The following is a 15,765-nucleotide window of genomic DNA, read 5'->3' on the forward strand; positions in this document are numbered from 1 at the left end:
ATCAGTTCACCTTGTATCCGTTGACCTTGGCTTGGTCTTCGATAGCTTGCTGCCAGGTCGGTAGTAGCTCCTCGATCGACTTCCCCCCGGTGATCGCGGGGGTCATGGTCTTCGCCCAGACCGCTTCCTGGCTGAAGTTCCCGTATCCCCATCCGTCCCACACCTGGGTCGCGGCGGTCGCGACCGGCTGCAGCGGCGTCGCGAAGTACTTGCTGGATTCCTGCTTTGCTATCCACTTCGCGGCTGCCGGCGCGTAAGCCGGGTATCCGGGAGCCGACTCGACCTGGTAGTCGTCTGCCGTGGTGGCGAACTGGACGAATTTCTCTGCCGCTTGAAGGTTCTGGGAGTGGCTGGAGATGAACCAGGTCCCGCCACCGACGTTGCCGGTGACGGCTTTGTCGTCACCCTTCCACTTGAGGGGAGTCGTCACGCCGAGCTGGCCCGCGGGGACATTGAGGGATTGCGTGTTGTTGAAGATTGCTCCGGCGTACCAGTTCGGGCCGGGCATCATCAGGACTTTGCCTGTGTAGTTCTTGACGAACTCAGGCGTGAACACACTGACGCCCGGGACGGTGCCGTTGTTACGGAGCGTGTCGAGCATCGACGCCGTCCGCTTGCATTCGGTTGTGTCTGTATTCACTGTCACGGCCTTCGGGCCGGTCACGCCGTTGGCCTGGCACTTGCTCGCCCACATGAAAATTTCCGGCGTGTATGCGTCTCCGGCTGTGCCGATGATGTAGCCGGGGTGTTCCTTCGCGACCTTCTCGCCCAGTGCCTGGTACTCCTCCCAGGTGGCCGGGACCGAGTAGCCGAATTGGTCCATGAGCGGCTTGTTATACCAGAGCACAGTCTGGGCGAGGTCGTTGCGCAGGCAGTAGACCTGTCCGTTCACCGTGCACGGGTTGAGCGCACCCTGGGTGAAGTTGTCGAGCGTGTCCTTCGGAACGAGACCTTTGTCGAGCACCGCGGCGAAGGCCTGCTTTCCCCCGTTCTCCTGGCTCGCCCATGCCGCGTCGTTGTTCTGGGAAGAGAAGACCACGTCCGGCCAGCCGCTTCCGGCCCGGTCGAAGAGCTGTATCTTCGTCTGGAACGAGTTCGAACCGTTGGCCGATCCGTCGTAGGTCACAACATTGAGTTTCGCGTCCGGATTCGCCTTCTGGAATGCCTTCACCGCGGCCTGGCGGTCCGCGTCCACCCAGACGGTGATCGTGGAAGTCGTGTCCTGTTTGGCTTCGGGAAAGCCGTTCGAGCTGTTCGTTGAGCTTGCGCCGGTGCTGCAGGCACTGAGGGCCAGGAGCGCCGTCGCGGCGCCGAGAGCGGCGGCAGTCAATGCCGATCTGCGGCGTGAACGCGCCGCAGTGTGGATTCCATCCATGTGAGATTTCCTTGCCTTGTCGACTTCGTTGACGACTCCGAGGAGGCGTAACTCCAATATAGAACATACGTATTATGTTTGCCTAGTGGCTCACACTATCGTGTCACCGGATCGTTATTTTCATCGCCCGAGCCACCCGCCATCGACGGGCAGGATCGCCCCTGATATGTAGGAGGCGGCATCCGAGGCGAGGAAGACAGCGGCGCCGCCAATGTCGTCGGCGTGGCCCCACCGGCCGGCCGGGATGCGCTCCAGAATGGCCCGCGAGCGATCCGGATCATTCTGGAGGGCCCAGGTGTTGTCGGTGGCGATATATCCAGGGGCGATGCCGTTGACGGTCACCCCCCGGCCGTCCCACTCATTCGACAGGGCGCGCACTAGGCCTGCCACCCCGGATTTCGCAGCCGCGTAGCCGGGAACGTTGATCCCGCCTTGGAACGAGAGCAACGATGCGGTGAAGAGGATCCGGCCGTGCCCGGCCTCGAGCATGCGGCGGCCGAGGATCTGGCTGAGGAGGAAACCGCTTGTCAGATTGACCTCCAAAACCTCGTCGAACCAGCCGAGCGGATGTTCGGAGGCCGGAGACCTCCGGATGGTCCCGGCGTTGTTGACGAGAATGTCCACGGGCCGGTCGTTCGCCGCGAGCCGGTCGGCGAACGCCGTTACCTGCGCCCTGTCGGCGAAGTCGACCCGGTGCCCTGAGAAGTCGCGTCCAAATTCGCGCACCCGGTCTGCGATGGCCGAGGATTCCGGGTCGAGGCTGGCGGACACCCCGATGATGTCGGCGCCCGCGGCGGCCAGGGCCTGGGCCATCGCGAAGCCGATACCGCGTTTGGCGCCCGTCACCACGGCCAGGCGGCCAGTCAGGTCGAAAGGGTTCATCGGGCACCCACCTGGACGAGGAGCTTCATCGCCTGTCCTGCCTCAAGGGCATGGAAGGCGGATGCCACCTCCTGCAGCGGCACGACCCCGGTGATCAGCTTCTGCGCGGGTATCGTCCCGTCGGCCACGAGCTCGATGGCACGCTCGAAATCGCGTCGTTCGTACACCCTGGCGCCGAGGATCGTGAGTTCCCGCCAGAACACGCGGTGCAGGTCCATGGGCCGCGGCTGTGAATGGATCGCCACTACCACCAGCGTTCCACGCACCTTCGCCAGGCTCGTAGCGGCCAGGACGGCGGTAGCTGAGCCGGAGACCTCGAAAACCACGTCGGCCCCTGCGCCGCCGGTCCAATGATCCACCCAGGCGAGCTGATCCACGGAGGAGGGATCCAGTGTCGCCAGCCCCATCTCTTCGGCGGCAGCCCGCCGGCCCGGGTCGATTTCAGAGACGGCGACTTCCGCGCCGAATGCCGATGCCACCGTCGCGATCAGGACCCCAATTGGGCCGGCGCCGATCACGACCGCTTTGTCGCCTCGACCGAGTCCCGAGCGGCGTACGTCGTGAACCGCGACCGCGACCGGCTCCACCAGGGCGGCATCGCGCAGGGAGATCCCGGAAGGCAGACGTACCAGCGTCCTCGCCGGAACGTTCCAGAACTGCTGGAGCGCCCCGGGGCTGTCGATGCCTATAAAGTCAAGGTTCTGACAAATGTGCTCGTTCCCGGCCAGGCACGCCGGACAGGTCCCGTCCCAGGCCAGCGGCATCACGGTCACCGCGTCACCAACCGACCAGCCTTCAACACCCGCGCCAAGTTCTACGACAGTGCCCGACATCTCATGGCCTATGGTCGCCGGTTTCGTGACACGGGAATCCATGTCTCCGTGGAACACATGGAGGTCCGTACCGCAGATCCCGACGTACGCGACGGCCACCCGGACCTCCCCAGAGCGCAGTTCTTGCGGGTCGCGCTCCTCCACACTTATCGTTCGCTCACCCAAATAATTCGCAGCCAACATCGCCGACCCGTCCTTCCTCGCCTCGGTGCCGGAGGCAAATCCGCATCCGGTCCCGAATAGCTTAAACGAAATCCGCGCGAAACATAATACGTATGCTGAAAGCAGATAGACTGTGCACGGAGCCTCTTTCCCCGCATACTCCCGAACGAAGGATCACCCAGCGATGGCACGACAACCGGCCCTTCCCACCCGGTCGCTTCGGACCGGCCAGCCGATCAACGAACTAGGCCTCGGCGCCGCCCAGTTCGGAAACCTCTTCAAGGAAACGACCGACGACGAGTCAGCGCACGCGGTAACAGCCGCTCTTGACGAAGGAATCCGCTACTTCGACACTGCCCCCCATTACGGCCTGGGGCTCTCCGAACAACGGCTGGGCCGGGCGCTCAAAGACACCGGCCGCGACAGCGTCGTCCTCTCGTCAAAGGTCGGCCGGCTTCTTCTCGACAGCCCCGAGACCGCCGATCGGCTTGACGACGACGGATTCATCGTCCCCGCCAGGCGCCGGCGGGTCTGGGACTTCAGCCGGGACGGCATCCTCCGCTCCGTGGAGGAGAGTCTCTCTCGCCTCGGAACGGATTACCTGGACATCGCCTACCTGCACGATCCCGACGACCACTGGAAGTCCGCCTCGACCACCGGCATGGCAGCCCTGGTCGAACTGCGGGAACAGGGCATCGTCCGCGCCATCGGCGCCGGAATGAACCAATCCCCGATGCTCGCCGACTTCGTCAGGAACACCGACGTCGACGTCGTCATGATCGCCGGCAGGTTCACCCTCCTGGACCAGACAGCCCTCGCGGACCTGCTGCCGCTCGCGCGGGAACGCGGAGTGGGAGTCGTCGCTGCGGCCGTCTACAACTCCGGTCTGCTCAGCAGCCCGACCGTCAACAGCTCCGCACACTACAATTACAGCGAGGCATCCAGCGCGGTCCTGGAGCGAACACGGAGAATCGCCGAGGTCTGTGCCCGGCACGGCGTGAGCTTGCCCGAAGCCGCCATCCAATACCCCCTGCGCCACCCCGCTGTCGTATCCGTCGTGACCGGGATGCGCACGGAGGCGCACGTACGAAGCACCGTGGACCGCTACCGAGCGCATATCCCCGGCTCGCTCTGGGACGAACTTCACCAGAGCGGACTCGCTCCCGATCCTGGACGCATCGACTGACAGGGCAGACCTCACGCGTTCCAGGCCGGGTCAATTCGATGGTCAGTCAGTGGCCTTGGAACGCCTCCGCGAGCCACCAGGATCCGCCATCCGAGGCGATCTTCGCGTCGATCACGAGAGGGCGTCCCTGCTTGCCGTCACGGTACAAAGCAACCCAGTCACGCACCGGCTGGAGGTCGTCCACCGTGCGGACCGTGACGCCATCGGCGCCGTATCCCCTGGCGATGGCCGCGATGTCGGTTTCCGGGAAGCACACGGAGTCCAGCTCTGCTTCCTCGTGGTGTTCGGCGAAGTGATGGACCTCGGCACCGTAGGCGGCGTCGTTGTAGATGATGCAGACGAGAGGCAGCTTGAGACGCACGGCTGTTTCCAGTTCCCCGATGCCCATGAGGAATCCGCCATCGCCCGCGCCGAGGACCGGCAGGCGGTCCGGGCGGGCGACGGCGGCCCCTATGGCCGTGTACAGCCCCAGGCCGATCGCCTGGAAGGCTTGGGTGAAGCAGAAGCCAAACTCGTCCGGCACTGCCAGATATTGACTCGGGTATCCCATGAAGTTGCCCGAGTCGACGGCCACGATCCTGTCAGCCGGCAGAATCGAATCGAGTTCCCGGCTGATCACGCGCGGATCGATGGACGACGCCGTGGACAGATCAGGGGTTTCAACATCCCGCCACCGTGAGCCTTCCTTGATGATCAACGCGTTCTGCTCGGTGCGGTACTTTTCCGCGGCGGCTGGCTGGATCCTGCGCAAGGCCGCCACAGCGTCGTCTGCCACGAGGGCAGAGTCGCCCATCACGCCGAGGGTGATCGGCCGGTTGGCGCCGAGCGAGGCGTCTTCGACGTCGATCTGGACCACTTTGGTGCCGGCGGAGATCAGCCGGCCATGCCGCATGGTCCACATGTTCAAGGCGCAGCCCCATCCGACAATCAGGTCCGCGCCGCTGATCAGCTCCGCAGTAACCGGCGATGAAAAACCGCCCGAAATGCCGAGGTTGTGGGAATCGCCGTTGAACAGGCCGCTGGCGACGGCGGAAGTTGCCACAAGCGCTCCCGCATGCCGGGCCAATGCCAGGATGGAGTCCCTGGCGCCCCTCCCGCCGCGTCCCGCGACGAAAACGGGACGGCGGGCCTCGGCAATAAGGGCCACGAGTCTTTCCACGGCCGCGGCATCAGGCCTGATCCGGGACGGTTCCTGAATCCCGACTGGGTCAACCAGGTCCGCCGCCGTCGCGTTTTGCACGTCAAGGGGCAGGTTGAGGACAACGGTGCGACGTTCATTGACGGCGGTCCGGAAGGCCCTCACGGTGTCTGCGATCGCGGTGTCGGCTGAATGGATCCGTTCGGCCACTGCCCCGACGCTGCGGGCAAGTGCGTCCTGGTCTATTTTGAAGTTCGATCGGATCGCAGCCGCCTGGGTGTCAGCGGTGAGCACGATGAGGGGCGTGCGGCTCTTCGCCGCTTCGCCGATTCCCGTGATGGCATTGCTCAGACCACAGCCTTGGTGGGTTGTCACCACGCCCACCTTCCCCGACATCCTGGAGTACGCGTCAGCCATGGTGGCCGCCCCGCCCTCGTGCCTGGCCGCGGTGTAGGGAACGCCTTCCTTGATGAGGGCGTTGGTGACCTCAAAGTTGCCGCTGCCAACTACACCGAAGACATGGCCGACTCCCAAGCTGGCCAGGGTCCTGCCAACCAGCGCGGATACTTGAACCTTCCCGCTCATGAAGCCTCCACCAATGCGTAGACACGGCTCGGGCTGCCGGTTCCGCCGACGATCGGCAACGGCGCAACCACCAGAGTCGCGCCTACTACCGGGAGACGGTCAAGCTGCCGGAGCGATGTCAGCCCGTATTTGTCCGCCCCGAGCAGGAAGGAATGGACCGGGAACATGGGGTCCATATTTGCGGCCTGGCCGGCGTCGATGCCAACGGTTTCAACCCCGAACCCGCTGATTCTGTCGTTTCCGGCAATCCACTTGGCGCCTGCAACAGAGACGCCGGGAGTATGCGGACCACTTTCGTCAGCATTGACGAAGTCCGCCGCAATTCCTCCGCGCGCGGACCAGCCGGTCCGGAAGATCACCCAGCAGTTCTCGGGCAATTGCCCGTTTTCTTCTTGCCACTGTTCGAAGTGCTCCGGTTCGAGCAGGAAATCAGGGTCTTGCGCCGCCTCGGCGCTCTTGTCTATGACGACGGCGGGGCCCACCAGGCGCCGGGGCTCGATCCGGTCCACCGACTTTCCTTCGCGGCCCGTAATCCAGTGGATGGGTGCATCCAGGTGGGTGCCGGCGTGCTCGCCTACGGTGACGTCGTTCCACGCCCAGGCGGGTCCGGCGTCGTCGAAATTGCTGACCGGCAAGAGTGTAAGACCTACCGTGTTGGCGAGCGGCTGCGGCAGGCTAAGTACCGGGGTGTCACCGCTGAGCGGCGTCGTAAGGTCGATGACTTCGATGGAGCCATCGGACAGGGCTGCCGTGAGCCCGCTGAGGACAGACATTTGTTCTCCTATGGGTTTGATTACTTGTTCAGCCTTTGGGCTACGAGGTGTCCCGAGCCGCCGGAAAGCCCCGGACCGGGGTGGGTGGAAGCTCCTATGTGCCATAGCCCCTTGATTGGGCTCCTGTGTCCCGCCGCCTCCGGGAAGGGACGCCACAGCAGATTCTGGAACAGCTCCGCAGATCCCCCATAGGGGTCCCCTTTGACGGCGTTGGGGTTCTCGGAGGCCAGATCAGTTGGTGCCAGGATGTCCCATGCCAGGACAGAGTCCCGCGTTCCAGGCGCGAACTGTTCAAGCCTGGACAGGACCCGTTCCATGTACTGTTCCTTCAGCTCTGCGGACCAACCGTCGTCCACGCAAAGCACCCCTGCCGCATCCCCGGTTGGCGCGAAGGGCACTTCTTGCAGCTGTAACCAGAGCGTCGCCTTGCCATGGGGAGCCCGCGACGGGTCAAGCACGCACTGCTGGCCAACCACTACAGTTGGCTCCGCCGGCAGCAACCCTGCCTCGGCCTGGGCGCACGCTATGCCTGTACTGTCGGAGCCGTTGCTCACGTGCACGAGGGGCACCACGTTCAGCCTGGCGTCCAGCCATTGCACGGGCTTGTCCAGGGCGAGGTGGATCTGCATCGCGCCACGACCGTTCTGGTACCGCGCGGCAGCTTTGGCTGTGCTATCCGGTGTTTGGCTCAGTAGTCGGGAGTACAGGGCTTGCGGAGAGACGTTGGCAAGGACCGTGCTCGTCTCGATGGGGCCGTTGGAAGTCTTCAGGCCCACAACCTTGCCGGCTTCCACGAGGACTTCGTCCACATCTGTCTCCAACAGAATCCGTACGCCTTTTTCACGCAGCAGGGACTCAAAGGCGGCAACAAAGTTCGAGGCACCCCCCTTGACCACGGGAAGGCCGTGACCGTGCATGCTCATGGCCATAACAGGCAACATGACGCCGCCGGTTGCCTGGTCCGGGCCAAGGCCGGCATGGAGCAGCCAGGGGGACCAGAGCTGGTCCGCCTCCCACCCATCAAACCGGCTCCTGAGGTAGTTGCGACCGCTCATCACGGAGTCCCGGACGAAAGCTTCGGTGCCCTTGAACCGCTCTCTCTTCAAGGCGCCGAAGGCGATTTTCAGGACCTGCTTGAAGGATCGAAGTTCAGCGCCGAACGCACCGAAAACGGTGCCGGCATTACGGCCGAGGTCTTCCAACATCGTGAGGTAAGCGCCCTCATCCTCCGGGGTATGGAGGCCCGCCGCAGTGACACTCGGGTCACGGTGGGCGATGACAACCCGCTGCGCGCCGGTCCGGGGGTCGGCAGCCACGCTGGCTGTTACGGCGTCGTCGGTGTTGCAGTATTCCAGCCCCCTGGCGTGCAGTTCCTGGCCCAAGGACTGATAGGCGGCTCCCGAGACGAACAAGGGATGCCAAGAGGAGAAGGTGTCGTGGACAAAACCTGGCAGTGTCCGCTCCGAAGAGTGGATGAAGCCGCCCAGCCTGTCCTGCCGTTCGATCAGGCACACCTGCTTCCCCGCAAGCGCGAGCTCCGCTGCCGCCACCAGGGAATTGATCCCTGAACCGATGATCGCTATTTCGCTGGAGGTCATGCCGTGCCTCTCCTCTCAGAAGTCCGGATGGCTGGCGGTTGCGTGGTACTTCCCGCCATGGAAGACCAAGGGCGCCCCGCCCGGGTTTTCGTATTTCTCCACCTCACCCACGTAGATCACATGGTCGCCGGCGTCGTGCCGGGATACGGTCCTGCACTGGAACGTGGCCACCGCCCCATTCAGCAAGGGAACTCCTGCAATTCCTTCCGATGTCTCGGCTCCCTCGAATTTGTCGATCGAGGGAGTGGCGAATTGCCGGGACAGCACGTGCTGGTCGCTCGCAAGAATGTTGATCGCGAAATGCGTGGATTCCTCAAAGTCGGTGAGGCTTGGAGCCCGCTTGCTGGGGCACCACAGCACCAGAGGGGGTTCCATCGAGACGGAGGTGAAGGAGTTGGCGGTCATGCCCACCTTTCGTCCGTCAGCCGCAAGGGTGGTGACCACCGTGACGCCGGTGGCAAACTGTCCAAGCGCGCCCCTGAAGTCCCTGAGGTCAAAGGCGGCGGAATCTTCCGATTTCCGGGCCTCCACGAAGTCCGCCGCTGCCGCGGGGTCGAACCACCATGGATAGAAGGTTCGGGGATCATCAAATCCGGCCGCGATGCTTGAAGCCAAGGCAGGATGCGCCGAGGCATCGCCAAATGCCGCCCTCTGGTGTTCCCTGCGTGGCTTGAGCATGTCATTCGTCCAGGTGACCGCCCATTGTCCCCAGCCACGCCAGAATTCGTCGAAGGTTCGTTCCATCCATTTCCGGTCGAAGGGCTCCTGCCCCCTGCGAATAATGGATTCCAGGTAGTATCGGGAAGCCAAAGTGGCGTTGTTTGAGCCCTGTCCCGTGAGTGGGTCGTTGAGCAGCACCGCATCTCCGAGGCCGAACACCAGTCCCCCGCTGCCCAAGTCTCCCACTGCCGAACGCACCGTCGGGGTGATGCGTCCCAAGAGAGTCGCACCTTCGTCCGTAAGGACTGCATCCGCGAAGTTCTTCGCTTCGTGCGGGAAGTGTTCCTCCAGGATTTCCAGCGAACGCTGCAGTTGCTCCTCTGGGGTGTGAACGTCTGTCCAGCGGTCCATGGGACCGCCCACCACGCCTTCGAAGACCATCATTTGGCAGGGGCCGGAGACGGTCAGCCCGGGAAAGGTGAAGAATTCACCGACGCCGGGGACCATGGACATGCGGATGCTGTCACCACGCTGCCCGGGCAGCTCTTCGGCGCCGGGCTCTTCTTCTGCCGCAGGCTGCTCCCCACCCGGGTTGCCGACTGTGACGTAGTTGAGTGCGAGGACCCGCTGCGGACGATCGAAGGGCGACTTGGCCTTGTCCTTTGGAAAAATCTGGCCGATCTCGCCCTTTCCGGTGCTGACGATGACCAGATCGTAGTCGCGTGCGAGTTCCTCGAGCATGCGCGGCGTGACTTTCTCGATTCGAAAGTCCCCGCCGGCGGCTACGAACGCCTCGATCCAGGCGGCACTCTTGATCCGCTGGTCGATCGAGCGTGCCGGCGCATCCAGGGGGGCCTCCCAGTCAATCGGATCCGTGGAGCCCTTGTCATCGACCCGCAGGCGTATGGCATTGATCGCAGGCACCGCCCCGCTGTCGTAGAGGCCGCTTAGCGCCGGGCCTAGCTGGGCCTCCGCGGCGAGGGCGGTGGCAAACATGCACTGACTGGACATAACTTTGCCCGTCCGGATTTGGGTGGCTGAGCGATCCGAGAAGAGCGTAATCGCGTACCCCTCCCGTTGCAGGCCCAAGGCCAACTGGGCGCCGGATTCACCGGCACCGATAATTGCAATCTTTCGCATTTCCAGGCTTCCTTCAAACGACGTGGTTCAGTAAATTGCCAGGGGGCGGCTAGGAGACTCTGGCGGCGTCGACGCTTGCCAAGTAGGCGGCGGCCTTATCGGGGGACATGAACCACTCCTGGAAGTCCGGCGGATTGTTGAATCCGTTCACGAACCGGTTGGCGATTTCCGTTGACTGGTTCGCTGCGCCAAGAAGCTCCAGAACATGCGGCGGGGGTGGCGCCAGGAGGGCATTTGTCCATTGGGCTACGTGCTTCGCGTAATTCCAGTAGCTTTCGAAGGTGGCCTGCATAAAGGCAGCGTCGAAGCCGCTGTCGCCGTGTTCCTTGATGCTCTTCAGGTAGGAAGCTGCGCACTTGCTGGCGTTGTTGGATCCCTGGCCGGTAATTGGATCGTTGAGGACCACGACATCTGCCAAGCCCAGCACCTGCCTGCCGCTAGGCAGCGTGGCGATGGGGTGGCGGACCGTCGGCGGGAACCGTCCCTGCAGGAAACCGTTCGAATCAGTGAGTTCGACGCCGGAGGCACGGTCTGCTTCCCATGGGAGGAAGGTTTTGAGGATGTTCTTGGAGGTTTCCAAGTGTTCCTCGGGCGTGAGGCCTTTCCAGCAGTCCATCGGGCCACCGGGAATGCCTTCGAAGACCATGATTTCGCAAGGTCCGGTGGTTGTCAGCGCGGGGAAGGCAAAGTATTCGCCGACGCCGGGAATGAGGTTGAAGGATACGGCAGAATATTCCTCCCGGGGCTTCATGCCGTTCACGTACGTCAAGGCAAGTGCTCTCTGGGGTGCGTCATAGGTGCTTCGCTGGTCGTCGCGCGTGAAGAGTTGCGCAATTTCGCCCTTGCCCGCAGCGACAATGACGAGATCAGATTCCTGGGCGTACCGTTCGAGATCCTCGACTCCTGCGTCCTCAAATAGGAGGTCTCCCCCGCGCTGAACAAAGGCTTCCATGAATCGAGGGAATTTCACTCGCTGGTCAATCGACTTGGCGGGGTTGTCCAGCCGGGAGGCCCAGTTGATTGCCTTTTCTCCCGGCGTTTCAGGATGAGGGACGGTGAAAGAGATCCCGTCGACAGTGGGGGCGTCCGGCCAGAAATCCAGTGCGAGGCTTCGTTCGTGTTCCAGGGCATCGTGGAAAATGCACTGGCTGGAGGAGACCTTGCCCTCTCGGATTTCCTCGGGAGTTCGGTTGGAAACCATGGTTACTGCCAACCCGGCGTCCAGCAATCCGATTCCCAGCTGCAGCCCTGACTGCCCTGCTCCAACAATGGTGATGTGGCGTTGTGTCATGTTGTTGCCCCTTTGTGCTTAGATTTTCTCGGCATGCCTGGATGACTTGGGTCCGGTCGCCGGCCAGCCCTGGCGCGGTTCGTGAACAATCTTGACGTTCTTCACTTGTACTCACCTCTCTTGAGCTGCGAGCAGGGGTATGGTTTCCTCGGCGCGTTCCGGGCCCAGAGCGGAATACCCGCCGTCGACCGCCCAGTCAGCACCGGTGACGAAACTTGCCCGATCGCTCGCGAGGAAGGCGACAACGTCTCCGATCTCCTCGGGCCGGCCAACCCGCTTCAGAACATGGAACGGGGCGGCAACAGAATCTGTCTTGCCGATGTTTCCGTTGCTGAGGGTATCCATGATGTTGCTCCAGACCCACCCCGGACTCACCGAGTTGACCCGGATACCGTCCTCCGCGAAATCAACCGCCATGCTCCTGGTCAACTGAACAAGGGCCGCCTTGCTGGCGGGATAGAGCCACCTCCCCGTCTGGGCAATGGAACTGGAGATGGAAGTGAAGTTAACGATGGCTCCGCGCCGGGAGGCCTTCAGGTGGGGACGCGCGGCCCTGGCAGCCATCACCGCACTGACCAGGTTGACGTTAAGCGCCTCAAGCCAGTCGCTCCGGCCGGATGCTGCACCGTCGTCGTTGTAGGTGCAGGCAAGGTTGACGAGGATGTCGATGCTGCCATGCAGCTTGACGGTTTCGTCCATGAGACGGGACAGCGCCCCATCATCGGTGATGTCGGTCTGCGAAAAGTGGATGCCGCGGCCCAGGGCATCAAGCTGGGCGCCTCCTGCGGCATCAATATCGGCGACGACGACGGCGGCGCCCGCGTCGCGTAGGGCCGTAACAACGCCTTGGCCGATCTTTGTCACGCCTCCGGTAACGATCGCGGTCCTGCCTGAGAGTCCGGACATAGCCAAACCTTTCATCGGTAATCAGTGGATGGTGATTGCTTGGGTCGGACGGTCGCTACTTCGCGGAGGGCCTCGGGATTGGCCGGGGGTGAGTCCGTTCCCACTCCACGCGCCGCTCATGCACGAGCTTGACGTTCTTCACTTCCGCTCACCTCACTAGGGTGGATTCGTTGTTGCTTTTGTATGACGTACGTCATACTTGTCCTAGAAATGACTCTATTCACACCCTGAAAACCGGTATATCCACTTGGCGCAGGGCCCATCCAAAAAGCGAAACCCTGGGAAGTCAGGTGCCAATGGTCAGGATTCTTCCGCGCGACGTCTTGAGGGGCCTCCCCACGGTCGCCACGACCGACGTCGATGACGCCCACCAAAAGATAGCCGAGCTGTTCTGCGGCCATGACCTCGTTCCTCGCACGCGTGGAACATCCGTGGACATGAAACTGCGCTCCCTGCACCGAGGCGACGTCGGAATCGAGTACTTGGACTACGGGGCCGACGTCCGGATCGACCCCCAAGGATTGGAAAGCTTCCATCTGATCCAGATTCCACTGGCTGGGCACGCCCGCATGGACGTCGGCTCAAGCACCGTGGATTCCAGCCCGAGGGTTGCGACCGTTCCGCCCGTCGATCGCCCCTTTTCAATGGCATGGGATCAAGGAACCCCGCATTTGATCGTCTACGTGCGCCGCCTGGCGCTCGCTACCGTAGCCGAACAGGTCTATGGCGAGGCCGCTGCGAAAGCAATGGACCTGGGCTATTCGATGAACCTCGCCACGGCTGCTGGGCGAGCCTTCCTAAGATCCGTCGTCGAACTCCACGATGACATGATCAGCGAGACCCCAGGCGCCGCTCCGGTTTTTGTCCAAAAGCTTCTGGTGGACACCATGCTGTCCCGGCTGCTCTTGGCAATGGACGACGCGCCAGCGGAAGGCGGGGACCGCAACCCGGACGCTGAAAGCCGGTTGATTCAGCGATTCAGGGAACTCCTGGAACATCACGCATCAGAGGACCTCGCCGTCCCTGACATAGCGGAAAACCTTGGGGTTTCAGTCCGAACCCTTCAACTCGCCCTACGCTCCGAGACCGGGGCAACACCGACGGAGCTGCTGCGAAGGGTCCGTCTGGACCGCGCCCGCGAAATGCTTCTCGAGTCGGAGCCGGGCCAGCAAACCATCATTTCAATAGCCGAGCGCTGCGGATTCTCACACCAGGGACGCTTCTCAGCCTTGTACCTGGACACATTCGGGGAACTGCCCTCGGAAAGTCTGCGGCGGTAACCCCAGGGGCGCGGGTCGTTGTGCATCTTAAAGGTCCCAGGCGCAGAAGGCCGGGCTTCCGGACTTCTGCGCCTGATCATTTGCGAGGAGGCTGACCACACGAGCGACGCCGTGTGCGACCTGCGCCTACCAAGTGTCGGGTGCCGCACCAAAGGGCACAACGGCTGGCCTGTCGACCGTGCTGTCGACTTCAATGACCCGACGCTCCCCACTCGCACGTGCGATGGCATCCATGACCTCGAGGATGTGGAAGGCTACCCGCCCGGACGCCCGATGTGGGCGGTTTGTCTCGATGGCTCTGGCCATATCTGCGAGGCCGTAACCTCGCCCGGCATCCTCGTAGCCAGCAGAGGTTGGCGCCTCACGCCGTTCCGGTTCTTCGCGGGTCGCCAGTTCGACAGGGTCGGAGAATCTGTTCGGGTCGGGGACGCCAATGGTGCCATCGGTGCCATAGATCTCGAAGAGTGGTGTCCGGGTGGCCCAGACTTCGAAGCTGACCGTGATCGTGGTGGTCACCCCGTTCGCGTGCTCGAGGAGGGCGCTGACGTGGGTGTCGATGTCCACGGGGATCGGTGTGCCGGCCAGGGGCCCGGTCTCGACGGTTCGCGCACGGTCGGACCTAGTGGACACTCCCGATACTCGAACGACGGGGCCGAAGAACATGACGAGGCTGGTCAGGTAGTAGGGACCCATATCGAATAGCGGGCCGCCGCCGGGTTGGTAGTAGAAGAGTGGTGACGGGTGCCAGCGTTCGTGTCCGGGTGCGGACCAATGAACTTGCGCCGCTATCGGTGCGCCGATTGCACCTTCGTTGAGTAGCTGTAAGGCAGTTTGGACGCCGGTGCCGAGGACGGTATCGGGCGCGCTCCCGACTCGAAGTCCCAAAGAGTCAGCAAGCTCCAGCATGGGGAGGGCCTCTTCCGGGGACAGCGCCAGGGGCTTCTCGGCAAAGACGTGCTTGCCGGCGCGGAGCGCCCGCGTCCCGACTTCGACGTGCGCGGCAGGGATGGTCAGGTTGATGATCGAGTCGATTCGGTCGTCGGCGAGGAGCTCATCGACCGTCAGGGCTTCGACGCCCTGCTCGGCCGCGACCTCGTGCGCACGTTCTTCGTTGATGTCTGCGACAGCGACGAGCTTGAGGCCGGGCAGCTTCGGGAGGCTTTCGAAGTACTGTTCGCTGATCTTTCCGACGCCGATGATTCCGACGGTTAGCGGGACGCCCACAGCAATCCCCTTTCGATGATGGTTTTGACGTTCGGGTTCTCAAGGATGTCGACATGGTGACCGGGCGTAGAAACGAAGATGCGGCCCTTGCCCCACTGCCTGGTCCAGATGGCGGGTGAGGTGATTTCGCGGTTCCACGGATCCCAGGGCCGGACGGCTTGGGTGGTGGTCGCGAGCACGTCGTTGTAGCTGTCGTGGAGTACCCAGTACTGCTCAGTAGTCAGCTCGAAGTTGACGATGCCTTCGGTGATGGGGTGCGAGGCTGCCGCTTCGGTCATGTTGATGGTGTGGGGGCGGTAGTTGTCGGACTGATCGCCGGTGAGCTCTTCGGGAGCTTTGCCGGGATGCGCCGCGAACTGGCCTCCGATCAACTGCAGATAGTCGGAGTTGTTGCGATAGGAGTCGGCGATGCCGCCGTGCCAGCCTGCGAGACCCGTTCCCGCGTCGACGGCGGATCGGAGGCCTTCAAACTCTTCCTTCTCGATCGAGGTCATCGTGTTCGACTGGACGATGAGGTCGACGGAGGGCATGTAGGAGCTGTCAGCATAGACGGCGGGTGATTCCTCCACACGCACCGTGTAGCCGCGCGTCTCGAGGAACGGGATGAAGAGGTTGGTGGCCTCGACGGGTTGGTGCCCGTCCCAGCCGCCGCGGACGACAAGTGCGGTCTTGGTCGTGGGGGTACTCATGTTTTCCTTGCTGCCGCCATGCGACGTGGTTCGTGAATGCGTT

Annotated in this window: 13 protein-coding genes; 2 read left to right on the plus strand and 11 right to left on the minus strand. The window is 63.0% G+C overall.

The annotated features are described in order from the left end of the window. Position 1: 1 nt before the first annotated feature. The 3 genes from NFJ07_RS05375 to NFJ07_RS05385 all read right to left on the minus strand — a co-directional run bounded on the left by NFJ07_RS05375 (position 2) and on the right by NFJ07_RS05385 (position 3,273). Positions 2-1,375, minus strand: a complete 1,374-nt coding sequence (locus tag NFJ07_RS05375) for an ABC transporter substrate-binding protein (protein WP_269993016.1) — start codon at positions 1,373-1,375, stop codon at positions 2-4. 120 nt (positions 1,376-1,495) lie between these two features. Further along, entirely contained in the window at positions 1,496-2,257 is a 762-nt protein-coding gene (locus NFJ07_RS05380) for an SDR family oxidoreductase (protein ID WP_269993017.1), read from the minus strand. Beyond that, a complete protein-coding gene (locus tag NFJ07_RS05385) occupies positions 2,254-3,273 on the minus strand; it encodes a zinc-dependent alcohol dehydrogenase (protein WP_269993019.1) in 1,020 nt (339 codons plus the stop codon). The genes NFJ07_RS05380 and NFJ07_RS05385 overlap by 4 nt, the downstream gene beginning before the upstream one ends. Before the next feature lie 163 nt (positions 3,274-3,436). Here NFJ07_RS05385 and NFJ07_RS05390 point away from each other — a divergent pair, with 163 nt between their 5' ends. Next, positions 3,437-4,438, plus strand: a complete 1,002-nt coding sequence (locus NFJ07_RS05390; protein ID WP_269993021.1) for an aldo/keto reductase — start codon at positions 3,437-3,439, stop codon at positions 4,436-4,438. 46 nt (positions 4,439-4,484) lie between these two features. On the opposite strand, the gene NFJ07_RS05395 is transcribed toward NFJ07_RS05390, so the two are convergent. The 6 genes from NFJ07_RS05395 to NFJ07_RS05420 all read right to left on the minus strand — a co-directional run bounded on the left by NFJ07_RS05395 (position 4,485) and on the right by NFJ07_RS05420 (position 12,529). Further along, positions 4,485-6,161, minus strand: coding sequence for a thiamine pyrophosphate-binding protein (locus tag NFJ07_RS05395; RefSeq protein ID WP_269993022.1), 1,677 nt, complete (start codon positions 6,159-6,161; stop codon positions 4,485-4,487). Further along, a complete protein-coding gene (locus NFJ07_RS05400) occupies positions 6,158-6,934 on the minus strand; it encodes a cyclase family protein (RefSeq protein WP_269993023.1) in 777 nt (258 codons plus the stop codon). Before NFJ07_RS05400 ends, NFJ07_RS05395 begins: the two co-directional genes overlap by 4 nt. Positions 6,935-6,954: 20 nt before the next feature. Beyond that, positions 6,955-8,532, minus strand: coding sequence for a phytoene desaturase family protein (locus NFJ07_RS05405; protein ID WP_269993024.1), 1,578 nt, complete (start codon positions 8,530-8,532; stop codon positions 6,955-6,957). 15 nt (positions 8,533-8,547) lie between these two features. Further along, entirely contained in the window at positions 8,548-10,332 is a 1,785-nt protein-coding gene (locus NFJ07_RS05410) for a flavin reductase (RefSeq protein ID WP_269993025.1), read from the minus strand. A gap of 49 nt (positions 10,333-10,381) precedes the next feature. Then, positions 10,382-11,623, minus strand: a complete 1,242-nt coding sequence (locus tag NFJ07_RS05415) for a styrene monooxygenase/indole monooxygenase family protein (protein WP_269993026.1) — start codon at positions 11,621-11,623, stop codon at positions 10,382-10,384. A 111-nt stretch (positions 11,624-11,734) separates the two neighbouring features. After that, positions 11,735-12,529, minus strand: a complete 795-nt coding sequence (locus NFJ07_RS05420) for an SDR family oxidoreductase (protein ID WP_269993027.1) — start codon at positions 12,527-12,529, stop codon at positions 11,735-11,737. Positions 12,530-12,825: 296 nt separating this feature from the next. Here NFJ07_RS05420 and NFJ07_RS05425 point away from each other — a divergent pair, with 296 nt between their 5' ends. Further along, a complete protein-coding gene (locus NFJ07_RS05425; protein ID WP_269993028.1) occupies positions 12,826-13,809 on the plus strand; it encodes an AraC family transcriptional regulator in 984 nt (327 codons plus the stop codon). A 126-nt stretch (positions 13,810-13,935) separates the two neighbouring features. Here NFJ07_RS05425 and NFJ07_RS05430 read toward each other — a convergent pair whose 3' ends face one another. Further along, positions 13,936-15,033 (minus strand): Gfo/Idh/MocA family protein, encoded by a 1,098-nt coding sequence (locus NFJ07_RS05430; RefSeq protein WP_269993030.1) that lies wholly within the window; start codon positions 15,031-15,033, stop codon positions 13,936-13,938. Beyond that, positions 15,018-15,722 carry a ThuA domain-containing protein gene (locus tag NFJ07_RS05435; protein WP_269993032.1) on the minus strand — a complete coding sequence of 235 codons (705 nt, stop codon included), beginning with the start codon at positions 15,720-15,722 and terminating at the stop codon, positions 15,018-15,020. The genes NFJ07_RS05430 and NFJ07_RS05435 overlap by 16 nt, the downstream gene beginning before the upstream one ends. Positions 15,723-15,765 lie beyond the last annotated feature (43 nt).

It is taken from the genome of Arthrobacter sp. B2a2-09 (assembly GCF_027587375.1).
Classification (GTDB): Bacteria; Actinomycetota; Actinomycetes; order Actinomycetales; family Micrococcaceae; genus Arthrobacter.

Excerpts from the sequence above, each read along its gene's own strand:
- NFJ07_RS05375 (WP_269993016.1), bottom strand. The coding sequence starts at position 1,375 with ATGGATGGAATCCACACTGCGGCGCGTTCACGCCGCAGATCGGCATTG.
- NFJ07_RS05380 (WP_269993017.1), bottom strand. The coding sequence starts at position 2,257 with ATGAACCCTTTCGACCTGACTGGCCGCCTGGCCGTGGTGACGGGCGCC.
- NFJ07_RS05385 (WP_269993019.1), bottom strand. The coding sequence starts at position 3,273 with ATGTTGGCTGCGAATTATTTGGGTGAGCGAACGATAAGTGTGGAGGAG.
- NFJ07_RS05390 (WP_269993021.1), top strand. The coding sequence starts at position 3,437 with ATGGCACGACAACCGGCCCTTCCCACCCGGTCGCTTCGGACCGGCCAG.
- NFJ07_RS05395 (WP_269993022.1), bottom strand. The coding sequence starts at position 6,161 with ATGAGCGGGAAGGTTCAAGTATCCGCGCTGGTTGGCAGGACCCTGGCC.
- NFJ07_RS05400 (WP_269993023.1), bottom strand. The coding sequence starts at position 6,934 with ATGTCTGTCCTCAGCGGGCTCACGGCAGCCCTGTCCGATGGCTCCATC.
- NFJ07_RS05405 (WP_269993024.1), bottom strand. The coding sequence starts at position 8,532 with ATGACCTCCAGCGAAATAGCGATCATCGGTTCAGGGATCAATTCCCTG.
- NFJ07_RS05410 (WP_269993025.1), bottom strand. The coding sequence starts at position 10,332 with ATGCGAAAGATTGCAATTATCGGTGCCGGTGAATCCGGCGCCCAGTTG.
- NFJ07_RS05415 (WP_269993026.1), bottom strand. The coding sequence starts at position 11,623 with ATGACACAACGCCACATCACCATTGTTGGAGCAGGGCAGTCAGGGCTG.
- NFJ07_RS05420 (WP_269993027.1), bottom strand. The coding sequence starts at position 12,529 with ATGTCCGGACTCTCAGGCAGGACCGCGATCGTTACCGGAGGCGTGACA.
- NFJ07_RS05425 (WP_269993028.1), top strand. The coding sequence starts at position 12,826 with ATGGTCAGGATTCTTCCGCGCGACGTCTTGAGGGGCCTCCCCACGGTC.
- NFJ07_RS05435 (WP_269993032.1), bottom strand. The coding sequence starts at position 15,722 with ATGAGTACCCCCACGACCAAGACCGCACTTGTCGTCCGCGGCGGCTGG.